This window comes from Dactylosporangium sp. CA-139114, from assembly GCF_050955725.1.
Lineage (GTDB): Bacteria > Actinomycetota > Actinomycetes > Mycobacteriales > Micromonosporaceae > Dactylosporangium.
Map to the genome: position 1 here is coordinate 2,227,952 of NZ_CP192080.1, position 21,800 is coordinate 2,249,751.

The following is a 21,800-nucleotide window of genomic DNA, read 5'->3' on the forward strand; positions in this document are numbered from 1 at the left end:
TGCGACATTTTTAGTACCGGCCGTAAAGCGGATTTATCCGGATAAAATCGGACCATGACGCAGGTGGGGCCCGTGGGCAGCAACGGCGGTGAGCCGCTCACGGTGCTGTGGTCGTGGCGGCAGCGGCTCGAACAAGGGGACGAAAAGCCGAAAGAGCGTGAATCGCCTCAACGGCGCAAATCCCCCGAGCCAAAGGACAGTCTTGCACAAGACGGGCCGCTGGACGGGCCGAAACAGGGCGATCAGGGCTATCTGCCGCAGGTGCAGGCCCGCCTGCGCGACGCGCTCGGCGACGTGAGCGGGATCGTGCGCCGCCTCGCCGAGACCCCGGCCGAGCAGCGCACCGTCCTGCACACCGCGCTCGTGCAGGACCCGGCGGCGGCCGAGCGGGGCCTGGTCTGGCTGCTGGAGCACTTCGACCAGCCCAGCGTCGTGGTGCCCGCCCTCGGCCGGCTCGCGCCCGCGCTCGACGCGCTCATCGGCGCCCGGCCGCGCCAGCTCGACCTGTTCGGCGACGCGCTGGTGGCGGCCGCGCGCGAGACCCGCGGCGAGCGCTGGAGCGACGAGGACGCCGGCGCCTGGCGCGACGCCTGGCGCTTCGGGGTCGGCTGGCTGCGTCAGGGCGCCCACCTGCACGCCGGCGAGACCCCGTTCTGGACCGGCACGATCCTCGGCCACGACCGGCGCCGCGACGACGTCGCCGTGCTCACGGTCGGCACGCAGCTGCCGTACCCGTTCCGCGCCGGCCAGCGCGCGATCGTCGAGTGCCACACGGTGCCGGGCGCCTGGCGGGCCTGCTGGATCGGCGACCCGCCCGCGGCCGACCACCACATCGAGATCCACGTGCAGGCGCTGCCCGGCGACGCGGCCACCGGCGCGCTCGTGCGCGAGGGCGGGGTCGGCGACCCGATCCGCCTGCACCGGGCCGAGGGCGACTTCGTCATCGAGGCCGGCGCCGGCGGGGCGATCCTCATCGTCGCCGAGGACGTGCACGTCACCCCGGTCAAGGCGCTGCTGAGCGAGCTCGCCCAGCGCGGCGACGACCGGGTCGTGCACCTGTTCTGGGGCGTGTCGACCCGCGACGACCTCTACGACCTCGAGTCGCTGCGCGAGCACGCGGCCCGCTGCGCCCACGCGTTCGTGCACGCGGTGGTGGCCCGCGGGCCCGCGCATCCCTACACGAGCGGCTCGTTGCCGCAGGTGGTCGTGGACTTCGGGGAGTGGACCGCGCACGACGTGTACCTCAGCGGCAGTCCCCTGGCCGTCGGCGTCATGCGCAACATGCTGCTGCAACGGGGGGTCGAGGGCCGGCGCATCCACACGGTGACGCTCGAGCCGATCAGCGCGCCGTGAGGCAAAGTCCATAGGAACCGGGGCGAAGAAAGATGGTCCGGCCGCGAGGTCGATGCGACGATGGTTTTTCGGGCGCGACCGGATGTCACGAGTAGGAAATATCGCAGTGACGCGCCCCGCCGAACGGTGGGCCGGGTTCACGTGTAATCCTGCGCGGAGGCGCCATAAGCGCCGGTCGCGGGCAATGGCGGCCGCGGCCAGGAGCCGGACTGCGGGACGAGACGGGAACGACGCGCATGAGTGAGTACAACATCACATACCCCGACGGCGAGCTCGAGCTCAAGGTACGCAAGGCGACCGAGGGCCCGGGCGGGCTCGAGATCGGGTCGCTGCTCAAGGAGAGCGGCCAGGTCACCCTCGACACCGGCTTCGTGAACACGGCCTCGTGCGTCTCGTCGATCACGTACATCGACGGCGACGAGGGGATCCTGCGCTACCGCGGCTACCCGATCGAGCAGCTGGCCGAGGGGTCCACCTTCCTGGAGACCTCCTACCTGCTCATCCACGGCGAACTGCCGAGCCCCACCCAGCTCGAGGAGTTCACCAACCGCATCCAGCACCACACGCTGCTGCACGAGGAGATGCGCCGCTTCTTCGACGGTTTCCCGCGCGACGCGCACCCGATGGCGGTGCTGTCCTCCGCGGTCAGCGCGCTGTCCACGTTCTACCAGGACAGCCTGAACCCGTTCGACAAGGAGCAGGTGGAGATCTCCACCATCCGGCTCATGGCCAAGGTGCCCACGATCGCGTCGTACGCGTACAAGAAGGCCATCGGCCAGCCCATGCTCTACCCGGACAACTCGCTGGGCTACGTCGAGAACTTCCTGCGCATGACGTTCGGCGTCCCGTCCACGCCGTACGAGATCGACCCGGTCGCGGTCAAGGTCCTCGACATGCTCCTGCTGCTGCACGCCGACCACGAGCAGAACTGCTCCACCTCCACGGTGCGCCTCGTCGGCTCCAGCCAGGCCAACCTCTTCGCCTCGGTCTCGGCCGGCGTCAACGCGCTCTTCGGCCCGCTGCACGGCGGGGCCAACCAGGCCGTGCTGGAGATGCTGCAGGACATCCACGCCGACGGCGGCGACATCCAGTCGTTCGTGCGCAAGGTGAAGAACAAGGAGGCGGGCGTCCGCCTCATGGGCTTCGGCCACCGCGTCTACAAGAACTACGACCCCCGCGCGGCGCTGGTGAAGAAGGCGGCCCAGGAGGTCCTCGGCCGGATGGCGACGCCCGACCCGCTGCTCGACCTGGCCATGCAGCTCGAGGAGATCGCGCTGGCCGACGACTTCTTCGTCTCGCGCAAGCTGTACCCGAACGTCGACTTCTACACCGGCCTGATCTACAAGGCCATGGGCTTCCCCACGACGATGTTCACGGTGCTGTTCGCGCTCGGCCGCCTGCCCGGCTGGATCGCGCAGTGGCGCGAGATGATCAACGACCCGGAGACCAAGATCGGTCGCCCGCGGCAGGTCTACACCGGCTACGGCGCCCGCGATTACACGCCGATTGCCGCACGGTAAAGACCCGCTGCGCCAAGTGGTTCTTGCTCGTTTGTCTACTTGACGGAGATCGACCCCGGCTGTCTCATACATGGGTCTGTCTGGGGTCGATGTCCGTTTTGGACGAGTGAGCATACGGAGCCAGCATGAGCGCGCCAACGTTGTCGCCGCTACTGACCGCGGCAGTGCAGGACCGCACGTCGGGGGCCACCGGGGTGGCCCGGCAGGTCCTCGACGGGCTCGCCGAGTTCGTGCACGATCCGGCGACCCTGCGCGCGATGGTGGCGCCGCTGCCCGGGCTCCTGCCGGGGTACGCCTCGATGTGGCACATCGCCCGGGCCGCGGGCGGCGCCGACCCGGGCCCGGCCCTGCGCGCGATCCGCGAGCAGCTCGACCACGACGTCGCCCGCTCGGTCGCGATCGCGACGAGAGTCCTCGAGCAGCGTGGCGGCTGGGTCCGGACGGCCCCGAGCAGCGCCCTCGTCAAGGCCGTCGTCGCCGCCCTGCCCGCCGGCACCGTCGACGCGCCGGGGACCGAGGGGCTGGAGCCCGTCACGGGCCTGGCCGGCGCCGACGCGATCAGCCCCACCCGCGTGCTCAACATCAAGGGCACCCTGGAGCTGGCCCGCGGCATCCCCACGATCGTGGTGACCACCTCGCTGAAGCTGGTGCCGGAGGACGTCTTCGAGGGCCTGGGCTCCCCGCTGTTCGAGCGCATCCCGCTCGACGCCTTCTGGGCCGTCGTCCTCGACGGGGAGCTGCTCACCCCGGCCGAGGCCGGTCGCCGCGCCGCCCAGCTGACCTGAGTCACGGCCGCCCCGGCTCTCGCCGCGACGGCGGTCGAATTGTCGGCGGTCGATTGATGGGAGCGCTTCTAGGCAGCCCGCGCCGTTGTCCTCGTGACGATCGCCGCCGGCAAATGCATGCTGCCCGGCAACCGTCAAGAACCCTTCTTGATCTTCGGCTTGGGAATCCCTGGTGGCGCAACGGATACGCGCTCCTGATCTACATTGGACGGTCGGGAAGACGGCACGGTTTGGGGGCTGTGCAGAGCCGGGTCGGGGGAGTACATTTCCTGCAACCCAAGGACAGCCGGGGCCGCCGCTTCCCCCGTGGCGGCGGCCCCGGTCTTGGCTTCCGCGCCCGAATTCGCGCTCGAGCATTTCGCGCCGAGGGTTTGTCCCGCGACCCGCCGGGACACCAGAACGGCATGGCATCCGTCGATACGCGACCGATTGAGCATTCCGCCGCGCCCCCGGGTCCGCCGCCTCGCACGGTGTACCTCATCGGCGGCCTCATCATCGTCGCGCTGATCGTGATCGCCGCCGTCGCGGTGGCCCTCCGGTCCCGGCTGGCCGGCGAGCGCGCGGGCGGGGCGGCCAGCACCGTCACCGGCGCCGTCGACGGCCGCGACCACGCCACCCTGGACCTCGTCACCGGCGCCGCCTCGGTCACCGTCCAGGCCGCCGACCTGGGCGACACGCTGTTCCGCGTCGACAGCGCCCAGCACCCGGCGGTCACCGGCACCCGCGACCGCGTCGAGGTCCACCTCACCGGCGGCGACGCCACCGTCACGATCCGGCTCAACCGGGACGTGCGCTGGGACGTCCGCTTCACCGGCGGCAGCCAGAGCAACGCGGCCGACCTGCGGGAGCTGCGCCACCTGGCGAGCGTCGAGTACGTCGGCGGCGTCTCCGCCATCGACCTCGCGCTGCCCGCGCCGGCCGGCACCGTCCCGGTGCGCGTCGACGGCGGGGCGAGCGCCGTGCGCGTCCACGCACCCGGCTCGGTGCTGGTGCGGGTCAGGGCCGGTGGGGGAGCGGGGCGGGTCGCCCTCGACGGCGAGGAGCACACCGGGATCTCCGCCGGGACCGCGTTCGGCACCGGCGGCTGGGACACCGCCACGGACCGCTACGACGTGGACGCCGCGGGTGGCGTGTCCACCATCACGGTCGACCGTTTCTAGCGCGGGTCCCGTCCGAGCTCGACGGGCGCGCCCGACACGGGCGCGTCAACGGGCAGGTCGGGCAGGCCGAACACCTCGGTCAGCCCGGTGATCTGCAGGAGCCGGTGCACGAACGGTGACGGGCTGCGCACCTCGATGCTGCCGCCGACCTCGCGTACCTTGTTGCTCGCCGCGACCAGCGCGCCGATGCCCATCGAGTCCATGAACGGCACCCGGCGCAGGTCGATCGCGAGCAGCCGGGGCCGGTACACCGCCACGGTGTCCAGCACCACGGAGCGCAGCGCGCCCACGGTGGCCGCCTCGAGCGGGCCGAGCACCTCCACCACGACCGTTCCGCCGGGTACCTCGCCGGACTGGTGGGTCCGGACCATCGCATCGCCCATTCAGTTCGCGTACCCAGCGTGCGGAACCGGAAACGTCACGCGCTGGCGGAGATCAACAGCGGCAGCATCAACGCGTACGCGCACAGCAGCACGCAAGCCTCCGGCCGGGTGATGCGATTGCCCCGCTTGAGCAGCAGCCACGCGAGGATGCCGGCCACGACCATCGCGGTCACCGCGAGGAACCCGAACGGCGCGATCGTCTGCCGCCCGGCCGCGATCCCGACGACCGCCCCGCCGACCAGGCTGTTGAACAGGTTCGAGCCGAGCAGGTTGCCGACCATCAGGTCGCCCCAGCCCCGCCGCTGCGCCTGCACCGACGTCATCAGCTCCGGCAGCGACGTGCCGACGGCCACGATCGTGAAGCCGACCACCGTGTCGCTGACGCCCCAGCGGTGCGCGAGCGTGGAGGCGTTGGCGACCAGCAGCTGCGCGCCGCCCAGGGTCGCGGCCAGGCCCACCGCGCACCGCGTCGCCTCGACCCACCACCGGCCCGGGGCGGGCGGCGGCTCCACGAACGCGGCCACGTCATCGGGCAGGGGATCATCCGGCGGTACCCGCGACAGCCGCACCAGCAGCCAGAGCGCTCCGAGGCCGAGCACGGCCAGCAGTACACCGGCCACGAACTTCAACCCGACCAGCGCGAACGCCCCGAAGATGGCGACCCCGGCGGCCATGAGCGGCGCCTCGCGCACCGGCACCGACGAGCGCACCAGCACCGGCGAGACCACCGCGACCACGCCCAGGATCAGCGTCACGTTGAGGATGTTCGACCCGACCAGGTTGCCCAGCGCCAGCCCGGCGTTGCCCCGCACCGCAGCCGTGCCCGAGACCACGAACTCCGGCGCGCTCGTGCCCAGCCCGATCACCACGACCCCGACGACCACCGGCGCGACCCGCAGCACCGTCGCGAGCCGGCCCGCGCCCACGACGAGCTGGTCGGCGCCCACGGTGAGCAGCGCCAGGCCCACGATGCCGAGCCCGGCCACGAACAGGGTCGACATCCGCCTCCTCCACCACCGCGCCTGGCACGACACCATACCGGTCCGGGAGCTCCGCGCTGGGCCGGGTGAAAATCCGAAACCGGTTCCGGCGGATTGACAGCCTCCACCGCTGGCGCAAAGGCGCGCCGCGTTCTACAGTTTTCATCGAGACCGGCGTCTTCCCCCGTGGACGCCGGTCTCACCATGTTTCCAGCGCTGTGCTTCCGCAGCTTCGCGACCTGCCTCCACTTTGGACCGCCGGGGTAGATTGTGTTCCCGGCGGAGGGAGCGATCAGGTGCGTTGTCCACGTTGCGGGGCCGAGGGCGTCGACTCGGGCGGCTTCTGTGTCGGCTGCAAGTTGCACCGCGGCCAGACCCCGCCTCCTGCTCCGGGTCCCGTTCCCACGCCGGGTCCCGCTCCCGCTCCTGCTCCTGCTCCGGCTGCCGGGCCGCCGGTCCAGCCCGCCGGCTACGGCCCGGGTCACGGTCAGCCACCGGCGCCGGCGCCGATGCCGTTCTATCCGCCGCCCCCGGCCCCGCCGCGGCCGCGCAACCCGCTGCTGATCCCCGGCATCATCTTCGGCGTCGTCGCGCTGCTGCTCGTCGGGGGCGTGATCGTCTACGCGGTCACCGCCGGCGGCGGGAAGCCCGCGGACCAGGGCCTGACCGGCGGCGAGAACCCCGTCTCGGCCCCGAGCGTCGCCCCGACCGAGGACGAGCCGACCCCGGAGCCCACCGGCGCGCTCGGCGGGCTCCCCGGCCCGAGCGGCTCCGCCTCCGCCAGCGCGGCCCCGAGCGCGACCGCCGTGCCGTGCATCTGGGGCGTGTTCCTCGAAGAGCAGCACGCCGAGCAGGTCACGGTGATCAACACGGGCACGTTCCAGTTCACCGGGAACGGGGCCTACCACCGGTACAACGAGAGCGGCCGGGTCGTGATCGACTACGGCGACGGCATGCACCTGCGCGGCAGCAACGGCTCGACCCAGTTCGAGTACATCTTCGAGGGCTTCATCTCCTACCAGTTCAAGTTCGACGGCCGGACGGTCACCTACTCCTCGCCGCGCCCCGACGGCACCGAGACCTTCATCCGCAACGGCCACGTCGACTACAAGGGCAAGCTCGAGGCCCGCGTCCCCCCGCCGATGCAGGTCAACTGCGGCCCCGTGGCCATGAGCCTCACCAACCAGATCACCACAATCCAGCTCAAACGCACCAGCAAGGCTCCCTAGCTGGTAATACTCAGGTGCCTCCGGCCGGTGCCGATCATGCACCCGGAGGAGGCGCCTGCATGGACAACACGCTCGCCATGGTCATCGACGATTCGCGCGCGATGAGAGGCATCCTGAGACGGATCCTGCTGCCCCTCGGCTTCGAGGTCCGGGAGGCCACGAACGGCAAGGAGGCGCTCGACGTGATCTGGGACGACGACCTCAAGCCGGCGCTCGCGCTCATCGACTGGAACATGCCGGAGATGAACGGGCTGGAGTTCGTCATGGCGGTACGCAAGCAGAAGCATCTGCGCCAGATGACGCTCATGATGGTCACCACCGAGAGCGAGCACGGCCAGATCGTGCGGGCCCTGGCCGCCGGGGCGCACGAATACGTGATCAAGCCGTTCACCGCCGAGGCCATCATCGACAAGCTCACCTACCTCGGACTCGTACCGCTGGCCGGCGCCGAGCCCGCGGTGACCGCCTGATCTGCGAGGTTCTCAGGAAAGGCACGACACTGGGTCCGATAGGCGACGGAAGAACCCCACGCGCCGAACTACCGTGCGACCCATGACGATCGACTTCCCGCACGGCTGGTGGGGCACGGACCTGGGCGCCGCCCGGGCGAGCATCGGAACCTACGAGCTCTACTCCACCGAGAGCCTGCCGGCGGTCGACGAGTCACGCTGCGACGGCACCTTCTCCTGGCTGGTCCCCGGCGCCCCGCACGACCCGCTGCGGGCCATGGAGGTCGCCGCGCTGGCCGAGCACATCGAGCTGCCGGTGCCGTTCGCCCGGTTCATGAGCAGCCAGGTGCTGATGGACGCCATCCCGTCCTGCACCGGCTGCGACTTCGACCTGGCCCCGCGCCCGGTCCCGAGCCCGGTGGAGCCCTCCGCCCAGCTCGTGCGGTTCCTGCGGGATCAGCAGGACGCCGTCATCTGGTACCTCTACCTGCGCCCCGGCACCGAGCCGTTCGTGATCGCCTCGCCGTGGCTGCTGGAGATCGTCGGCCTCGAGGACGTCGACCGCGAGACCCTCATCGCCAACATGGTCCACGTCGCCGACTCCTTCGAGCAGTTCATCCACCGGTTCTGGCTGGAGAACTCGCTGTGGTTCAGCGTCAACGAGGGCGACGAGCCCACCGACGAGATGAACCTGTACCTCGCGCATTACACCGCCGCCATTTAATCGCTTGCGCCGGTGCGGCGGCGAGCCTATCTTTGCATACGTCAAGGCGACAACGAGCAGAGGAGATCGGACGATGAACGGGCACCGCGAGCTGCGACTGGAAGCGCTCCGCGCGACCGGTGCCGCCGTGCGGCTGTCCGCCGACGGCTGGTCATCGCTGCTCAGCGCCTTGTCGACGAGCACGGGCAGGTGGTTCGACTAGAGGCTCGACCTCGCGTCACACCAGCCGCCCGAGCTGTTGCCGGGCGGTTTTTCCGTGCCATTTGCATTGATGTCTATGAATGCCGTGATAGCCCAACGGCAGAGGCGTCCCCCTCAAAAGGGGATCGGTGCGGGTTCGAATCCCGCTCGCGGTACGCAAGATCGTTTGGTTTGGTAGTCGGTTTCGCAGTGCAGATGAAGGGAGGAGGCCCGGTGACCGCGGTTCTCGTTCTCAACGCCGACCTCGGACCCCTGCACCGGGTCTCACTCCGCCACGCCATCCGCATGCTCCTGCGTGAGGTGGCCGTCGTGCACGAGGCGGAGCCGGACCGGTTGATCGGGGTCTATCCGCTCCCACGGGTCGTACGGCTCGTGTCCTACGTCGTCACCCGCTGGCGCTTCACCGGCGGCCCGGCGTGGTCCCGCGCCGGCGTCCACGCCCGCGACGGCCGCCGCTGCGGCTACTGCGGCACCGAGGCGACGACCATCGACCACATCCAGCCCCGCTCCCGCGGCGGCCGGAACACCTGGAAGAACACCGTTGCGGCCTGCACGGCCTGCAACCAGCGCAAGGGCGATCGCACCCCCGCCGAAGCGGGCATGGTGCTGCGCGTGCGGCCGTCGATCCCGACGTGGCACGCGCTGGTCCAGCGCTGAACGATGGCCCCGGCGGGCCGGCTCCTTCGCTACCGCCGGCTTCGCCGGGGCCTCCAGGGCGCGGTGCGGGTTCGCCTCGCCTGCTTTTCGTCGGTCTGCTTCGTCGGTCTGCTGTGCCGGTCCGCTGTGCCGGTCTGCCGTGCCGGTCCGCTGTGTCGGTCCGCTGTGTCGGTCTGGTTTGTAGGTCCGCTTTGTTCGCTTTGTTCGGTTTTGTTCGCGGCGCGGTTCACGCGGTTGGCGGCGTGGTCCACGCGGTTGCACGGTTTCGCATCTCGGCCAACGAGGGCTCGTAGCTCATCAGGAAGAGCGCCGCTTTTGCAAAGCGGAGGCGACCGGTTCGAGTCCGGTCGGGTCCACGCCCGGATAGCCCAACGGAAGAGGCGTCTGGTTCAGGTCCAGAAGGTTGGAGGTTCGAATCCTCTTCCGGGTACTTCGCACGTCATCGTCGCCCCCGGCCCCGGCCGGTCCGACGTGTTCGTCGCTCCAGCTCTGGCTGGTTCGGCGTCTTTCGCCGCTCCGGTTCGGGCCGGTCGGATGTGTTCGTCGCTGCCGGCTCTGGCCGGTCGGATGTGTTCGTTGCTCCGGTCTTGGCTGGTTCGGCGTCTTTCGTCGCTCCGGTTCGGGCCGGTCCGACAGTGGAAGGTTGGCCGAGAGGTAAGGCTGCGGCTTGCTAAGCCGTCGACGGGGGCAACCCCGCGGGGGTTCGATCCCCTCACTTTCCGCGACAGTGCACCCCATCTGGGAAGGCCAGCCGATTGGTGCCGGCACCCGTCTCGAAAACGGCGTTGGGTTCACGCCCGTGTGGGTTCGACTCCCACCCTTCCCGCAGGATCGCTGTGCGGAGCCCTTGGAGGGCTCGCAGAGCGCTTTTCGCGAGGCGGCCGAGGTTCGCATCGGCCTCGGCGCGCGCGGAGGCATTCACGGCCATCTCCTGCCACACCGGCAACATCGAGAACTCCTTCGTCGTTTCGAGAGCCCGACTGCTTGTCGTCTCAAGAGCACGACGAACGGCCCCCGGATATCCGGACACCCGATGAGGCATCTGCGCGCCGCCTTACGCGGCCATGCTCGCTCGGCTCCGCTCGCTCGGTCGTGCATCACCGGACTGCACGAACACGCGCCACAGCGCGATGCATGTTGTGCACGCCGCGATCGTCCAACCGCGCAACCGCGCCGCCGCGCGAGCCGTGCAACCGCGCCGCCGCGTGAGCCGTGCCGCCGCACAACCGCACAACCGTGCGATCCGTGCCGCCGCGCAACCGCGCAACCGCGCCGCCGCGCAACCGCGCAACCGCGCAACCGTGCGAACCGCGCAACCGTGCCGCCTCGTGCGCTCCGCGCGGTCGCTTGTGCGCATCGGTCGCCCCGCGCCCTGGGGTCAGCGCGGCTTGCCGAACGCGTACCTCGTCAGCACCCGCACACTCCCGGCACTGCGCTGCTTGGCCGCGGCGGGCAGCATCGTCAGCGCGTGGATGCGCGAGGACAGGTGCCACCGCGCGGCCTTCCCGGCGCGCGGCCACCCGTGCGCGTCCATGTCCTTCGCCGCCGAGAGGAAGAACGCCCGAGCCTCGCTGAAACGGCCGCCGGTCACCGCCGAGGAGGCGGACAGGCTCTCGTTGTGCCGCCGGTACTGGAACACCACCTCGGAGTCGGCCACCAGCGACCCGCCGCGGCTCACCAGCGCCAGGATGAGCTTGAGATCCTGGATCACCGTGAGCTCGAGGTCGAACCCGACCGCCTGCGCCTCGCTCGTGCGCCAGGCCAGCGACGGAAAATAGAGCCAGTTCCCGCGCAGCAGACTGACCGCGAGCTCCTCGCCGGCCATGCGCACGGTGCCGTCGATCTTCGGCGCGTACACCTTCCGCTTCGTCGTGTCCGCCAGCGTGCGCACCACGGCCCCGTCGGTCCCGATGACCTCCACGCCGGGCTGCACGAGCACCGCGTCCGGGTACTGCTCGATCAGCGCGTGAACGCGCGCGACATACCCCGGCAGCATGACGTCGTCGCACCCCATCATGACCATGAACGGCGCCTCGGCCCGGTCCACGCACTGCTGGAAGTTCCGGGTGATGCCCAGGTTCCGGGGATTCCGCTCGTACCGCACGCGCGGATCGTCCAGCCCCGCGAAGTACTCGGGTACGCCGGTCACCCGCTCGGCCGGATTGTCGTCGAACACGGTGAGCCGCCACCGCTCATCAGTCTGCGCGAGGACACTCTCCACGGCGATCTTGAGCAGGGGCAGCTCACCGTAGTGCGGCAGCATGATGTCGAGCACCGTGCGATCCTAACGACCCGAACTGCACGACCGCGCACTCACATCCGCACGACCGGCCACCCCCAACCCGCGAGTCGCACACACGCGCGCAGCCAAACGATCGAACCGCGCAGGCCGTGCATACGCGCGCAGGCGAACGGTTGCGCCGCACGGGTCATGTGGACATGCGCACACCCGGACGTTCGCGCCGCGCGGTCCGACGTTCGCGCCGCGCGGGTCGTGCACATCCGCGCGCAGCCGGGCCATCGCGCCGCGCCAGAGTCGCCCGCCTACGCGCAGCCGGGACGACTGGCATCACGGCGAGGCCCAGCACACCGGGCGTTCGCGGCGCGCGGTCGGACGTTCGCGCCGCGCGGGTCGTGCACATCCGCGCGCAGCCGGGCCATCGCGCCGCGCCAGAGTCGCCCGCCTACGCGCAGCCGGGACGACTGGCATCGCGCGAGGCCCAGCACACCGGGCGTTCGCGGCGCGCGGTCCGATGTACGCGCCGCGGGTCGTGCACATCCGCGCGCAGCCGGGCCATCGCGCCGCGCGGGTCGTGCACACATGCATGGGGTGAACGATCGGTGCTCGGGCGCAGCGGCGTCATCGACGAGGACGCGGCAAAAAAAGCCGGCCCGTCCGTGTCAACGGACGGGCCGGCTCGGTGCGTCTACATCAGTGTCGGGCTCGCCGCGGACCGGCCGGGGGCTGGCCCGCCGCGGCGCGCTTGGCGGCCTGCTGCTCCGGGGTGCCCGGGTCCTCGTCCCACGCCTTCGCGCGGCGGATCTCGTCGAAGAACCCGAGAAGCCGGTCCAGCTCCTGCGTGCTCGTCTTGTCGTCCGCCCGGACGGTCTTGCCCTTCTTGTTGTGCGAGCGGATCTCCCGCCCGGTGTTCGTCGAGGCCGAGTCGTCCTGCTCGCTCTCGTCCGCCATCGGGGCCCGCTGCGCCGGCATGCGCCCGGTCGGCTCCTCGTGGTGCCGGGTCGGCGGCGTGACCGGATCGAAGTGGTGCTCGTCGTAGTCGGGGGCGTCGAAGCTGTACCCGTGCGGCGCGCCCGGCCCGGAGGGGTGCAGCGGCTGGTCCTCGCGGTGGAACGCCCGCGGGGGAGCGACGTGCAGATCCGGGTGCATCGGCGCGTGCCCGTTCATGGGAGCGGCGCCGCCGTTGAAGCCGTTGTGCGCCTGCCCGCCGCCGTTGAACCCGTTCGGACCCTGCGGAGCGGCGCCGTACACGTTGCCCGGCCCGTGCCCGTTGACCGACCCATGCCCGTTGACCGGACCGTGCCCGTTGGCGGGTCCGTGGCCGTTCATGGGCGAAGGAGCACCCGGGCCCGGCACGATCGGCACCATCGGCGCGGTCGCGTCCGGGTTGCCGTTGCGGAACGCGGCCGCCGGGAACGAGCCCGTCGTGTCGCCGGGCCGCTGGCGGGGCTGCTGCATCGGGGGCTCGGACTGGTACCCATTGGGACGCCCGGGGCGCTGTGAACCATTCGGCGACAGCGGCGCGAACGAGCCGGTCGCCGACTCGGGCACCGCCGGGAACGCGCCCGTCGCCGGCGAGGAGCCGTTGCGCGGCATCCGCGGCGCGTCGAACGAGGTGGTCGGCGCGTCGGCCGGCGGGAAGGCCGGGAACGATCCGGTCCGCGAGCCGCGCTCGGCCTCGGCCGGCGGGAAGGCCGGGAACGACCCGGTCCGGGAACCGCGCTCGGCGTCAGCCGCCGGATAGGCGGGGAACGAGCCGGTGCGGGAGCCGCCGTCGACCGCCGGGAACGAGCCGGTGCGGGAGGAGTACCCGCGCTCGAAATCCTGCTCGGGCGAGCGCTCGTGCGCGGCCGAGCGGGGCACCGTCGGATGCGCGCCGGACGGGTGGCCGTTGGCGGGCCGGCCGTCGACGAGATACGGGCCGTTCGCGTCGCCGTGGCGCCCGGCGCCGTGGCGGGGCGCGTCCGGCGTGATGGTCGGGAACGAGCCGCTGGTGCTCGGCGTGGACGGCGAGACCAGCTCGACCTCGCCCGGCTCGGGCAGCGACTCGAGCAGCCCGGTCGCCAGGATGAACACGTTGGGGGCGGCGGCGCGCGGCACGGCGATGTACGCCCGCTTCCGCGCGTCGATCGGGAGCTTCTCGAGGATCTCGGCGATGGTGTGCGCGGGCGGCGGGATCTCGGCGGCGTTGGGCGCCCCGACGATCACGGCGCAGCGGTTCACGTCCACCGGGAGCTGACGGACCCAGTCGGCCGGGTCGTTGAGGTGCTCCGGGCGCAGCCAGAGGCCCGCCTGGACGACCTCGAGCACCCAGCCGGAGCCGAGCGAGAAGGTGGCCTGCCCGGCCGGGGCGTCGAGGACCTCCGGGCACGGGTTGATCCAGTCGACCGGGCGCGGCGCGCTGGTGCGGGGGGCGTGCCACAGCTCGCGGGCGAAGGTACGCCAGCGGGGCAGGCCCTTGTTGTCGATCGTGACGACGGCGCGCTGGCCGGCGGGCGCGCACAGCGGCAGGCCGGTGCGCACGTGCACGGCCCGGCCGAGCACGTCGGCGACGACCGGACCGACCGGGCCCTCGGCGATGGGGTTCTGCCCGTACGGCGTGAAGACGCACCGATCCGCGGACAGCGTGGGCACGGCCGAGACCGCCTGGGCGAGCTCCTCACGGTGCAGCGGCTCGTCGCCGGGGTGCCCGAGGATCATCGCCGGGTTCTCGTGGTCGGTCGGCACCGAGTAGGCCAGGTCCGTCACGCTGCCGACGCGGCGGCGGTGCAGCCACAGGCCGGCGGGGATCTGGTCGAGCACGAGGTCGCCGGGCAGCTCGGGTATCTCGGTGCACAGCTGCGACTCCCACGCCGGGGCGGGGAAGCGCCAGCCGACCCGGACCGCGGGCGCGCCGGTGCGGAAGCGCCAGAAGCCGCCGGGCCGCTGCTCGCCGCGCCCGACGGGGGCGAAGAGCGAGCCGCCGGGGACGCCCAGCAGCGGGCCGGCCGCGGCGATGACGTCGATGCCGAGCCGCATCGCGATCATGTGCGCGGCGGCGGGGCGCTCGTTGGTGGCGCAGGCGCCGTCCCAGGCGACGAAGCGCATCGCGGTGAACCCGCGGGGCAGGCCGTTGGCGAGGACCTCGGCCAGCTCCTCGATCATCGCCGGCTGCAGCTTCACCGTGTGGGAGCTGATCACCACCGCGCATTCGGTGGACCCGTGCGGCGAGACGACCAGGGCCGCTGAGCCCGGGCTGGGCTCCTCACCGGAGTGGACGACCGCACCGGCACCGAGCCAGGACACCTTCATCCCGGGCCAGTGACGCAGCCGCACCTGCATCGCCGTGCTCATGCGGACCTCTCAGCGCTACGGAGCCGTGCCCCGTGGAAGGCGGCTGCCGGCTGCGGCACCACCGTCCCGGCGCCAGGCCGCGTACGGCCCGGCTCGTCCGGTGTGCTGGCTGCAAGCGGGCAGCGAGAAAACAAGATCGCCCTCCGTCGGGTGTGCCACGAGCGGTGCGGTGCGGAGGGGGTTCCACACCGATCACCGCAGGGCGGCTCTGCCGGATCGTACCGCGCTGAGTGACGGACGCAACCATCTCGTTTGTCGGCGGATGTGCCGAGAAACGCCAACCGACGGGGGGATTGCGCCCGATTTGCTAGGCTTGGTGGCGACTTCTCCGGAGAGTTGCTCATGCTTCGAGCCGCAGTCCGCCGAATACTGGCTGTCACCTTCGGGCCCGTCCGGCGCCTCGCCTTCATGGTCATCGGGATCGCGCTGGTCCTCGTCGCCGCGTCATCGCTGAGCGCCTGCAAAACCTCTCCAATCGGTACTTCCGGGGCGGGCCCGTCACCGGGCCGTTCTCCTGCATACCCGCAGAGCGGGGTGCTCGTCCTGTATGACACTGGCGGGCAATACGGCTCGCTGGGCGAGCTGTATGCGGTCCAAGCAGGGAATCTGGCCTCACACTTCGGTGCCTGGCAGGCCGTGCCAGTGACGAAGTACACGTCGGGAACGGCACAGAAGTACCTGCTGACGATCTATATCGGATCGACGTATGACGAGCCGCTGCCCGCCGCGTTCCTCGCCGACGTGGCCGCGGGCGCGCGCGTGCTGTGGCTCGGGGGCAACCTGTGGCAGTTGATCGCGAAGTACCCCGGAATCGGTTTTCAGACAGCGACGATCGACGATGCCGCACCGACCGGAATCCGGTACCGCGGCACCGAGCTGACCCGCAACGCCAACGCGGGCGGCCTGGTCCACGCCGTGCTCTCCCAGGGTGTGTACTCCACGACGCTGGCCGAGGCCGAGATGCCGGACGGCACGTCGCGGCCCTGGGCGGTGCGCGTCGGCGGTGTCACGTACGTGGCCGAGGTCCCCTTCACGTACGTCAGCTTCGACGACCGGTACCTCGTGATCGCGGACCTGCTGTGCGACCTGCTGGCGCCGAAGACGCCGCAGCGGCACCGGGCCCTGGTGCGCATCGAGGACGTGGGCCCCCACTCCGACCCCGCACAACTGCGCCAGATCGCGGATTATCTGCATTCTCGTAATGCGCCGTTCGCCGTGGCGGTTTTCCCCGTGTACGACGACGCCGCGGGCATCTATTCCGGCGGCGTGCCCGTGCGCCGGACCTTGAGCGGATCACCGCAGGTCGTGGCGGCACTGCAGTACATGCAGCAGCAGGGCGGCACCCTGATCATGCACGGATATACGCACGGATTCGCGGGCGCCCCGAATCCGTACGGTGTCAGCGCCGAGGATTACGAGTTCTACCGCGCCCACGTGGACACCGCGGGCACCGTGGTGCTGGACGGCCCCGTGCCGGGCGACTCCGCGGCCTGGGCGCTGGGGCGCCTGGACGCGGCCCGCCAGGAGTGGACCAAGGCGGGCCTGACGCCGCCGGACATCTGGGAGTTTCCGCACTACACAGCCAGCGAGACCGACTACCGCGCGATCGCCTCGGCCCCGGGAATCCGCGCCCGTTATGAGCAGGTCCTGTACTTCAACGGCATACTCGGCGGCAGCGGTACACGCTCCGTGAGCCAATACTTCCCATACCTCGTAAAAGACGCATACGGAACGCCGGTCATCCCGGAAACACTTGGAAACGTTGCAACACAAAGATTTAACCAGCACGGCGTCCGCTTGGTCCCGGATCTGCTCGCCTCGGCGAGGCGTCAACTCGTGGTGCGCGACAACGTGGCAAGCTTCTTCTACCACCCGTTTCTGGGCCTGCAGTACCTCCCGGAGTTGATCGAGGGCATGCAGCAGCTGGGGTACACCTTCGTGTCGGCCCCGTCCCTCCTGTGAACCACCACCATCCGAAGACTGGAACCCGTCCAGTCTTTCACTCTTAACTGACAACCATGGTTTTCTGGCCGAACGTTGAGCACTTCGCCCGGTCGGCCGCCGCTCCTTGAACACGGTCGACCGTCGCCTTCCAGCAGTCCCCCGCGACCACCACCCCTTCCGTGACCCTTCTTCGCGGCGACCCCACCGCATCCGGTCTCGCCCGCGAAGCCACCCATCCGGCTGACCCCGCTCGGCGCCGCCTCCTCCTGGGTGGGCCGGCCGCCCGGGCGCCCGGCCACGGCCCCCGCTCGGCGCCGCCTCCTCCTGGGTGGGCCGGCCGCCCGGGCACTCGGCCACGGCCCCCGCTCGGCGCCGCCTCCCGAGGACCGGCCAGCGGAGCGCCGGACGGCGGCGGAACCGTGGCGAGCCACTCGGGACCCGCCCCCCCGGCCACTGCACGCGACCGGCCGCCGATCTCCGGGCGCGACCGGCCGCCGTTCACTCCACGCGACCGACCCTTGGCGGCGTCTCGCGCCCGACGGCGCGCAACGCATCCGACAACGCCCGCGCGCCGGGCGGGCGATGCCGGGCACCAGCGGAGCAACCGATCGCCGAGCAGGCCGCACCGCACGCAATCGCGGGACACATCGCAATCCGGCGCCCGGTCGCGGCCGAGCGTCCACCGGTCTCATCTCCAGCACAGCTCCTGCGACGTCCACCGCATCTCCCGGCGCGGGACGCCGCAACTGCTCGCGATGTGGCGCGAGCAGCCCGCTTGCTGCCCCATGAAGCGATCACGCCCGAGAATGCCGCACATCGGATACATCCCCTGTCAGGGTATAAATCCGATAAGTCGTGGCGCGGAGCGCCCGACTTATCGAAATCCACGAGCCCAGTCGCCAGAGTCAGACGGGTCGCACGCCGAGCGCTCCGAAGAACAGGCGCCCAGCGGGTCGGGCAGCTCGGAGTGCGGTCAGCCGGTCAAGCACCTCGGCGGCCGGCGGCCCGAGCGCTCCGAAGCTCGTGCGGCTGCGAGTGGCGTCGGACGCGAGGCAGCGACCAGTTGACCAGCCGGCGGCCTGGCCGGCGATCAGCGCATCAGGCACTTGGGCGGCCGGGGGAGCCGTGCGGTCTGGAGCTCCGTGTGGCGCGGCGGGCGATGAGCGCGTCAGGCACTTGGGCGGCCGGGGGAGCCGTGCGGTCTGGAGCTCCGTGTGGCGCGGCGGGCGATGAGCGCGTCAAGCACTTGAGCGGCCGGGGAAGCCGTGCGGTCCGGAGCCCGTATGGCGCGGCGGGCGATCAGCCGGGTCAGCGCCGAATGCTCCGACGGTCGCGTGGCGGTCGTCGTCGGCGAGAGCACTCGAACGGCCGACGAGCCGAGCGCCCCCGGCCCCGGTGCCCCTGAGGCCTTCAGGCTCGGGCGCCGCTGTCAGCGGACCGGGGCCGGCTGCTCCGACGAAGTCGCGAAGTCGCCGCGCAGAGCCGCGGGCCGCGCCGAAGCCGGTTCCGGCGCCGGGGGAGTGGGCGCAGCCGAGGCGGCGGCCGCCGCGGGCGCCGCGGGCGCTGGGCCGTCCAAGTGGCGGAAGCACAACAGCGCGCCCGCGGCCAGGGCGCCCACCAGGCCGACCGCCGCGAACCCCCAAGCGGGCGACCCCGCGTCGATGGCCCAGCCCGCCAGCGGCGAGCCGATCGCCAGGCCCACGGTCAGCGAGGAGCCGTGCCAGCCCATCGCCTCGCCGCGGGCCGACGCCGGCACCAGGCGGCTCACGAGGTCGACCGTCGCCGTCAGGGTCGGGGCGCACAGGGCGCCCGCCGGCAGCAGCGTCAGGAACAGCAACGGCCAGGCGGAGCCGACGAGGCCCGCGGGGATGGTGCACAGGGCCAGGGCGCCCACCAGGGCGACGAGCGGGACCCCGCGCGGCAGGGCGCCGTAGACGAAGCCGCCCACGAGGGAGTAGACGGCCCAGGCGGCCAGCAGCGCGCCGACCAGGCCCACCTGGCCCGCGCCGCGCAGCAGGGCCACGATGCCGAGGTCGGTGCCGGCCAGGACCATGGTGGTCGCCGAGGCCGCCGCCAGCACGGCCACGAAGCGTGGGGTCAGCCAGTCGCGGCGGCGGACCGGGGCGGACTCGCCGGGCGTCTCCGGCGTGTGCACGGGCGGGTCGGTGAGCCACAGCGCCAGGCCGGCGACGACCAGGGCGCCGCCGATCGACCACATCGCGGTGCGGCCGGACAGGGTGCTCGTGAGCAGCACGGCCAGGGGCGGGCCGGCCATGAAGGACAGCTCGACCGACATCGAGTCCAGCGCGTAGGCCTGGCGGCGCTGGTCGGCGGGGACCAGGGCGGCGATCGACTGGCGGATCACCGAGAAGACCGGCAGGGAGAAGACGCCGGCGACGAACGCGCCGACGAGCAGCGCGGGAAAGCCCAGGAAGGGCGCGACGGACCAGAAGAGCGCCTCGGCCACCGTGGTGACCACGAGCATGGGGCGCAGGCCGCGGCGATCCACGAAGCGGCCGTTGAGCGGGCCGCCGAGCGCCGTTCCGACCGTCAGGGCCGCCCCCACCAGTCCCGCCGCCCCCCACCCCTTGTGGAGGTCCTGAGCGACGTGCAGGGTCATGGTCACCCCGATCGCCGTGATCGGGATGCGGGCCAGCATCGCCAGCACCATGAGGGGCCGCACGCCCGGTAGGGCGAGGACGCGGCGGTAGGGGTCGAGACGCATGGGGCCATCATGTCGCGGGGGTACGACAAAATCGCCCGAGTATCCAGGTGGATTGTGGTCGTCGTCACCGGGGAACCGTTGAGGTCGGGGCACAGTCCAATGAGCAAGACCTATGGATGGAGCTGAACCACGATGAAGTCGCGGATCCTCGCCGCCGCACTGCTCACGCTCACGTTCGCGCTCGGCGCGTGCTCGGACGCCACCGACCAGGCCGGCGCCGGAGCCAGCGGTGCCGCGTCCAACGGCGTGCCGGCCGCCGGCGGCAGCGCCGGCGCGAGCGCCGGGGCGGGCACGAGCGCGGGCCCGAACACGGACCCGAGCTCGAAGACCAACAGCGGCGGCAACGTCACCGCCACCGACGCGCTGGTGACCTTCACCCGCACCGGCGGCCTGGCCGGCAACAACGACTCGCTGGTCGTGAAGCCGGACGGGTCCTACACGATCACGACCAAGCAGGGCACCAAGACCGGCAAGCTGACCGACGAGGAGGCCAACGCGCTCAAGACCGCGCTGGCGTCGACCGACTTCAACAAGCTGCCGACCACGAACGACAACAGCGCCGTGGCCGACGCCTACACCTACACTGTCACGTACGGCGGCAAGCAGATCACGGCGAAGGACGGGTCGATCCCGCCCGCCCTCCAGCCGGTCGTCAGCGCGCTAGGCGCCTTCCTGAGCAAGTAGCCCGTCGATCCGGGCCAGCTCGTCGGGGGAGAGGGCCAGGTTCTGCAGGGCCCCGAGGTTGTCCAGCAGCTGCTGCACGCTGGACGCCCCGATGATCAGCGAGGTGACCCGCGGGTCGCGCAGCGCCCAGGCCAGCGCCAGCTGGGCCAGGCTCTGGCCGCGCTCGCGGGCCACCTGGTCCAGCGCCCGGATGAGCTGCATCCGGGCCGCGGTCAGGTCGCTCTCGTTGAGGAAGCGGCTGGTGCGCACGCGGGAGTCGTCCGGGATGCCGTCGAGGTACCGGTTGGTCAGCAGCCCCTGCGCCAGCGGCGAGAACGGGATGCAGCCCGCCCCGGCCTCCTCGAGCGCGTCGAGCAGGCCGTCCTCGATCCAGCGGTTCAGCATCGAGTACGACGGCTGGTGGATCAGCAGCGGCGTGCCGAGCTCGCGCAGGATGCGGGCGGCCGCGAGGGTCTGCTCGGGGCTGTAGTTGGAGATGCCGACGTACAGCGCCTTGCCCGCCCGCACCGCGGCGTCCAGCGCCCCCATGGTCTCTTCCAGCGGGGTGTCCGGGTCCGGGCGGTGGGAGTAGAAGATGTCGACGTAGTCGAGCCCCATCCGCCGCAGCGACTGGTCGAGCGAGGCCAGCACGTACTTGCGCGACCCCCACTCCCCGTACGGCCCCGGCCACATGTCGTAGCCGGCCTTGGTGGAGATGATGAGCTCGTCGCGGTACGGCCGCAGATCCTCGGCGAGGATGCGCCCGAAGTTCTCCTCGGCCGACCCCGGCGGCGGCCCGTAGTTGTTGGCCAGGTCGAAGTGGGTCACGCCCGCGTCGAAGGCGCGCCGCACGATCGAGCGCTGGGTCTGCAACGCCCGTTCCCGCCCGAAGTTGTGCCACAGCCCGAGCGAGATGGCCGGCAGCTTGAGCCCGCTGCGTCCGCTGCGCCGGTAGAGCATGTCCTGGTATCGGCCCGAAGCCGCCTCGTACACCACGGCCATGATCCTAAACTGGCCAGATGGACGAGGAGCCCGTGGAGAAACCCGCGGCGGTCGCATCGATCCTGGTGGCCGAGGACGACTCCGACATCCGCGAGCTGTTCACCATGGCCCTGGAGGGCGCCGGCGCGGACGTGACCGCCGTCGACGACGGCGCCGCGGCCCTGGAAGCCCTGCAGCACCGGGCGTTCGACATGATCGTCACCGACATGTGGATGCCGCGCGTCTCCGGCCTCGACCTGTGCAAGAGGGTCCGCGCCGAGCCGGCCACCCGGGACCTGCCCGTGCTCATGCTCAGCGCCTACGGGCGGCTGCGCGGCCGGGAGGAGGCCAAGCTAGCGGGCGCGAGCGACTACCTCATGAAGCCCCTGCGCCCCAGCCAGCTCATCAGCAAGGTCGACACCATGCTGGGGGGCCGCCTCGTCATGCGCTCATGACGGGACGGCCCCCACAACA

Annotated in this window: 17 protein-coding genes and 5 tRNA genes; 16 read left to right on the top strand and 6 right to left on the bottom strand. The window is 71.4% G+C overall.

All coding sequences use genetic code 11. The annotated features are described in order from the left end of the window. The first annotated feature begins 54 nt into the window (after window positions 1–54). From ACQP2P_RS09990 to ACQP2P_RS10005, 4 genes are all read left to right on the top strand, one after another. Window positions 55–1,353: a hypothetical protein gene (locus tag ACQP2P_RS09990; protein ID WP_433614914.1), complete on the top strand. Its 1,299-nt coding sequence runs from the start codon at window positions 55–57 to the stop codon at window positions 1,351–1,353. A gap of 236 nt (window positions 1,354–1,589) precedes the next feature. Further along, window positions 1,590–2,873: a citrate synthase gene (locus ACQP2P_RS09995; RefSeq protein ID WP_433614915.1), complete on the top strand. Its 1,284-nt coding sequence runs from the start codon at window positions 1,590–1,592 to the stop codon at window positions 2,871–2,873. A gap of 125 nt (window positions 2,874–2,998) precedes the next feature. Continuing rightward, the gene (locus ACQP2P_RS10000; protein WP_433614917.1) at window positions 2,999–3,658 is read left to right on the top strand and encodes a hypothetical protein; all 660 of its coding nucleotides are present in this window, start codon (window positions 2,999–3,001) and stop codon (window positions 3,656–3,658) included. 470 nt (window positions 3,659–4,128) lie between these two features. After that, the gene (locus ACQP2P_RS10005) at window positions 4,129–4,818 is read left to right on the top strand and encodes a hypothetical protein (RefSeq protein ID WP_433614919.1); all 690 of its coding nucleotides are present in this window, start codon (window positions 4,129–4,131) and stop codon (window positions 4,816–4,818) included. On the opposite strand, the gene ACQP2P_RS10010 is transcribed toward ACQP2P_RS10005, so the two are convergent. Together ACQP2P_RS10010 and ACQP2P_RS10015 are read right to left on the bottom strand one after the other, a co-directional pair. Beyond that, window positions 4,815–5,201: an STAS domain-containing protein gene (locus ACQP2P_RS10010; protein ID WP_433614921.1), complete on the bottom strand. Its 387-nt coding sequence runs from the start codon at window positions 5,199–5,201 to the stop codon at window positions 4,815–4,817. The two genes, ACQP2P_RS10005 and ACQP2P_RS10010, sit on opposite strands and share 4 nt — an antisense overlap. 35 nt (window positions 5,202–5,236) lie before the next feature. After that, window positions 5,237–6,202, bottom strand: coding sequence for a sodium:calcium antiporter (locus ACQP2P_RS10015; RefSeq protein ID WP_433614923.1), 966 nt, complete (start codon window positions 6,200–6,202; stop codon window positions 5,237–5,239). 488 nt (window positions 6,203–6,690) lie between these two features. Between ACQP2P_RS10015 and ACQP2P_RS10020 the strand changes: the two genes are divergently transcribed. The 9 genes from ACQP2P_RS10020 to ACQP2P_RS10060 all read left to right on the top strand — a co-directional run bounded on the left by ACQP2P_RS10020 (window position 6,691) and on the right by ACQP2P_RS10060 (window position 10,267). After that, on the top strand, window positions 6,691–7,410 hold the full coding sequence (locus ACQP2P_RS10020) for a hypothetical protein (RefSeq protein WP_433614925.1): 720 nt from the start codon (window positions 6,691–6,693) through the stop codon (window positions 7,408–7,410). A 59-nt stretch (window positions 7,411–7,469) separates the two neighbouring features. Then, complete coding sequence (locus ACQP2P_RS10025) at window positions 7,470–7,880, top strand: response regulator (RefSeq protein WP_433614926.1); 411 nt, start codon at window positions 7,470–7,472, stop codon at window positions 7,878–7,880. Window positions 7,881–7,962: 82 nt separating this feature from the next. Then, window positions 7,963–8,583 (top strand): hypothetical protein, encoded by a 621-nt coding sequence (locus tag ACQP2P_RS10030; RefSeq protein ID WP_433614928.1) that lies wholly within the window; start codon window positions 7,963–7,965, stop codon window positions 8,581–8,583. A 283-nt stretch (window positions 8,584–8,866) separates the two neighbouring features. Further along, window positions 8,867–8,939, top strand: a tRNA-Leu gene (locus tag ACQP2P_RS10035). 58 nt (window positions 8,940–8,997) lie between these two features. Continuing rightward, window positions 8,998–9,441 (top strand): HNH endonuclease, encoded by a 444-nt coding sequence (locus ACQP2P_RS10040; protein ID WP_433614930.1) that lies wholly within the window; start codon window positions 8,998–9,000, stop codon window positions 9,439–9,441. A gap of 283 nt (window positions 9,442–9,724) precedes the next feature. Then, window positions 9,725–9,797 (top strand) — tRNA-Ala (locus ACQP2P_RS10045). Window position 9,798: 1 nt separating this feature from the next. Then, a tRNA-Leu gene (locus ACQP2P_RS10050) sits at window positions 9,799–9,871 on the top strand. Between the two features lie 207 nt (window positions 9,872–10,078). Continuing rightward, window positions 10,079–10,163, top strand: a tRNA-Ser gene (locus ACQP2P_RS10055). Between the two features lie 18 nt (window positions 10,164–10,181). Then, window positions 10,182–10,267: transfer RNA gene (locus tag ACQP2P_RS10060), tRNA-Ser, on the top strand. Window positions 10,268–10,819: 552 nt separating this feature from the next. On the opposite strand, the gene ACQP2P_RS10065 is transcribed toward ACQP2P_RS10060, so the two are convergent. Together ACQP2P_RS10065 and ACQP2P_RS10070 are read right to left on the bottom strand one after the other, a co-directional pair. After that, complete coding sequence (locus ACQP2P_RS10065; RefSeq protein ID WP_433614932.1) at window positions 10,820–11,716, bottom strand: glycosyltransferase family 2 protein; 897 nt, start codon at window positions 11,714–11,716, stop codon at window positions 10,820–10,822. A gap of 657 nt (window positions 11,717–12,373) precedes the next feature. Continuing rightward, window positions 12,374–15,013 (bottom strand): hypothetical protein, encoded by a 2,640-nt coding sequence (locus ACQP2P_RS10070; RefSeq protein ID WP_433614933.1) that lies wholly within the window; start codon window positions 15,011–15,013, stop codon window positions 12,374–12,376. 408 nt (window positions 15,014–15,421) lie between these two features. Here ACQP2P_RS10070 and ACQP2P_RS10075 point away from each other — a divergent pair, with 408 nt between their 5' ends. Further along, a complete protein-coding gene (locus ACQP2P_RS10075; RefSeq protein WP_433614935.1) occupies window positions 15,422–16,975 on the top strand; it encodes a DUF2334 domain-containing protein in 1,554 nt (517 codons plus the stop codon). 1,411 nt (window positions 16,976–18,386) lie between these two features. Here the strand turns inward: ACQP2P_RS10075 and ACQP2P_RS10080 are convergent. Further along, the gene (locus ACQP2P_RS10080) at window positions 18,387–19,682 is read right to left on the bottom strand and encodes an MFS transporter (RefSeq protein WP_433614937.1); all 1,296 of its coding nucleotides are present in this window, start codon (window positions 19,680–19,682) and stop codon (window positions 18,387–18,389) included. A 132-nt stretch (window positions 19,683–19,814) separates the two neighbouring features. On the opposite strand from ACQP2P_RS10080, the gene ACQP2P_RS10085 reads away from it, so the two are divergent. Further along, entirely contained in the window at window positions 19,815–20,366 is a 552-nt protein-coding gene (locus tag ACQP2P_RS10085) for a protealysin inhibitor emfourin (RefSeq protein ID WP_433614938.1), read from the top strand. On the opposite strand, the gene mgrA is transcribed toward ACQP2P_RS10085, so the two are convergent. Beyond that, window positions 20,343–21,347 (bottom strand): L-glyceraldehyde 3-phosphate reductase, encoded by a 1,005-nt coding sequence (mgrA, locus tag ACQP2P_RS10090; RefSeq protein WP_433614940.1) that lies wholly within the window; start codon window positions 21,345–21,347, stop codon window positions 20,343–20,345. The genes ACQP2P_RS10085 and mgrA overlap by 24 nt on opposite strands. 17 nt (window positions 21,348–21,364) lie before the next feature. Here mgrA and ACQP2P_RS10095 point away from each other — a divergent pair, with 17 nt between their 5' ends. Beyond that, complete coding sequence (locus tag ACQP2P_RS10095) at window positions 21,365–21,781, top strand: response regulator (RefSeq protein WP_433614942.1); 417 nt, start codon at window positions 21,365–21,367, stop codon at window positions 21,779–21,781. Window positions 21,782–21,800 lie beyond the last annotated feature (19 nt).

What these genes read in the sequence shown, in the direction of transcription:
- ACQP2P_RS10095 (WP_433614942.1), top strand. Translation starts at nt 21,365, where the DNA reads ATGGACGAGGAGCCCGTGGAGAAACCCGCGGCGGTCGCATCGATCCTG.
- ACQP2P_RS10030 (WP_433614928.1), top strand. Translation starts at nt 7,963, where the DNA reads ATGACGATCGACTTCCCGCACGGCTGGTGGGGCACGGACCTGGGCGCC.
- ACQP2P_RS10075 (WP_433614935.1), top strand. Translation starts at nt 15,422, where the DNA reads ATGGTCATCGGGATCGCGCTGGTCCTCGTCGCCGCGTCATCGCTGAGC.
- ACQP2P_RS10015 (WP_433614923.1), bottom strand. Translation starts at nt 6,202, where the DNA reads ATGTCGACCCTGTTCGTGGCCGGGCTCGGCATCGTGGGCCTGGCGCTG.
- ACQP2P_RS09995 (WP_433614915.1), top strand. Translation starts at nt 1,590, where the DNA reads ATGAGTGAGTACAACATCACATACCCCGACGGCGAGCTCGAGCTCAAG.
- ACQP2P_RS10080 (WP_433614937.1), bottom strand. Translation starts at nt 19,682, where the DNA reads ATGCGTCTCGACCCCTACCGCCGCGTCCTCGCCCTACCGGGCGTGCGG.
- mgrA (WP_433614940.1), bottom strand. Translation starts at nt 21,347, where the DNA reads ATGGCCGTGGTGTACGAGGCGGCTTCGGGCCGATACCAGGACATGCTC.
- ACQP2P_RS10070 (WP_433614933.1), bottom strand. Translation starts at nt 15,013, where the DNA reads ATGAGCACGGCGATGCAGGTGCGGCTGCGTCACTGGCCCGGGATGAAG.
- ACQP2P_RS09990 (WP_433614914.1), top strand. Translation starts at nt 55, where the DNA reads ATGACGCAGGTGGGGCCCGTGGGCAGCAACGGCGGTGAGCCGCTCACG.
- ACQP2P_RS10085 (WP_433614938.1), top strand. Translation starts at nt 19,815, where the DNA reads ATGAAGTCGCGGATCCTCGCCGCCGCACTGCTCACGCTCACGTTCGCG.
- ACQP2P_RS10000 (WP_433614917.1), top strand. Translation starts at nt 2,999, where the DNA reads ATGAGCGCGCCAACGTTGTCGCCGCTACTGACCGCGGCAGTGCAGGAC.
- ACQP2P_RS10010 (WP_433614921.1), bottom strand. Translation starts at nt 5,201, where the DNA reads ATGGGCGATGCGATGGTCCGGACCCACCAGTCCGGCGAGGTACCCGGC.
- ACQP2P_RS10020 (WP_433614925.1), top strand. Translation starts at nt 6,691, where the DNA reads ATGCCGTTCTATCCGCCGCCCCCGGCCCCGCCGCGGCCGCGCAACCCG.
- ACQP2P_RS10025 (WP_433614926.1), top strand. Translation starts at nt 7,470, where the DNA reads ATGGACAACACGCTCGCCATGGTCATCGACGATTCGCGCGCGATGAGA.